Source organism: Lentilactobacillus sp. (assembly GCF_040773105.1).
GTDB lineage: Bacteria > Bacillota > Bacilli > Lactobacillales > Lactobacillaceae > Lentilactobacillus > Lentilactobacillus parabuchneri.
The window spans coordinates 1-2,110 of sequence record NZ_JAXGWW010000296.1 but is presented as its reverse complement, the minus strand read 5'-3'; the positions used below and the strand labels follow the sequence as shown (position 1 = coordinate 2,110).

At 42.0% G+C, this 2,110-nt stretch carries 2 protein-coding genes and 1 pseudogene; all 3 read left to right on the top strand.

The features are described 5' to 3' along the window. Positions 1 to 326 (top strand): annotated as a pseudogene (locus AB3112_RS10925) (glycerophosphodiester phosphodiesterase); the annotation flags it as partial. A gap of 32 nt (positions 327 to 358) precedes the next feature. Next, entirely contained in the window at positions 359 to 904 is a 546-nt protein-coding gene (locus AB3112_RS10920; RefSeq protein ID WP_367334503.1) for a DNA-3-methyladenine glycosylase I, read from the top strand. 102 nt (positions 905 to 1,006) lie between these two features. Further along, entirely contained in the window at positions 1,007 to 1,918 is a 912-nt protein-coding gene (locus tag AB3112_RS10915; RefSeq protein ID WP_367334502.1) for a helix-turn-helix transcriptional regulator, read from the top strand. Positions 1,919 to 2,110 lie beyond the last annotated feature (192 nt).

The window sequence follows — 2,110 nt, the reverse complement described above, 5'->3', positions numbered from 1 at the left end:
TTTTGTGTCAGATTAAACGTAAGTTGCCGACCGTCAAAGTCGGTTTGGTGACCATGCTGAACTTTGCTGATATTTCACGCTATCAGGTTGACTTTTATACGCTGCAGCACATTACGGCCAACCCATTCTTGATTGCAACGGTTGGGCGAACCGGTCGTCAGGTATACTCATGGACGGATGATAGTCGGTTCTCCATGCTGCGGATGGCCATGTTGGGCGTTACCGGCCAGGTGACCGATCAGGCATTTCGCCTTCAAAATTTACGAATTAATTATCAACAAGACAGATGGCTGCTACTTTTAAATTCTTTGCAGAATTACTTGTGATTTTGCGTAATTTTAAAGTAGGAGGTGGGAAAATGGTTAAACGATGCGAGTGGGCGACCAAAAGTCCCGAATTAATGATTTATCACGACACCATCTGGGGACGCCCGGAAAGGGATCCTCAGAAATTATTTAAGGCCTTGTCATTGGAGATTATGCAGGCTGGGTTGGCATTTCAAACGGTCTTAAGGTTTGAAGGCGGCATGGACGAGGTGTTTCATCACTTTTCGATCAGCTATTTGGCGAGGTGTGGGGATCAGGAAATTGAGATATTTTGCCAAGATAAGCGGATTATTCGCAATCATGCGAAGGTTCGGGCAATTGTGGCCAATGCCAAAGCACTTCAGAACGATCCAAGTCAGTTAGCGCAGGCAACTTGGGCGCCGGTCAATAATGTTCAAATGGATCATCTGTTGTCCGGGCCAGCCCATGCCGAAAGGTACCATGTCTTTACGGAAAAGTTTGTGAAAGCCTTTAAAAATTTGGGCCTTCAGCGGGTCGGACCGATCACGGTATATAGCTACCTGCAAGCGGTTGGCGTGGTTAATGATCACCTTCTCACTTGTGATTTTCGTGAGTAATTATCTTCAAAAATGAGGAATAAATTTCTTGATTATTTTAAAAATCTATAATATGATACCAAGGTTGTATGTTAAGTCCATTAACTATAGGGGAGTCATGATATGGCAATGGTGATTACTGGGTCGTTGATCCGGAAAGCTAGAAGAGATAAAGGGATGTCCCAAGTTCAGCTTGCTGAAGGGATTTGCACTCAAGCAACCATCAGTTCCATTGAAAGTCGAAACACGTGTACCAGTGTTGATATCTTATTCAAGATCTGTAAGCGACTGGATTTAAAGATTACTGATGTTGCGAAGAACTCACGGTATGGCGATAAGGTATTTTCATATATTGAAGATGATATGCGCAACCATTTGTACGCTGACGCAAATAAGCACATTGGCCAGATTGATAGTAAAAAGTTGGAATCAAGGTATCTAAAGGGGAAGTATCATTGTTACCAAGGATTTATCGAACTTTATATCAATGATGATATTAACGAGGCCATTTATAATTTCAATCTGCAGCTCACCCAATACTCGGCGGATGAATTTACCTTCTACCAGGCTTGGTCGAACTTAGGAATTGGGTTGGCTTACCAAAAGTTAGGCAAGCTCAAACGGGCTGAAAGCTTTATTGATGCCAGCGCGAAGATCCTGTCCAAGGTTAAAAAGGCCGGTAAACACGATATGATCGTGATCGTTGATTTATACGTTGATATTATTGCCGCTTATTCGGAATTGGAAAAGTATGATCGGGCGCTGGTTTTGATTCACGAAAATTTAAAGCAACTGACTGAAGACGATTTGATTTATAAGGTCGATATTTTAGCCGAGCTTGAATCAAAGTGTTTGTATGCCCAAGGTGAGGTGATTGCTGCGACGATGAAACAGTTCGCCGCCATGTTTATCGCCGAACTGCGTGGGAACACGGAACTTTCTGAAAAGATTTTGAAGCGTAATCAATCCCATATTGTGCAGATGGTCAAAAAAGAATTGAAGAAAAACGAAGGCAATCCGACATATGTTCAGTAAGTCGGAACGAATGGGGCTGGGTCAAAAGTGTCAACTTTTGACTCAGCCTTTTCTGATGGTTGATATTGTCCAGTTAAACAATACGACAAACGGCTTAATCATTTTTCTACCAGAAGACAAATAGCCAAAAATAAAGGAACTGACAACAAAACCAAGTTTTGTTGCAGTTCCTTTATAAGTTTTCTATCTAAT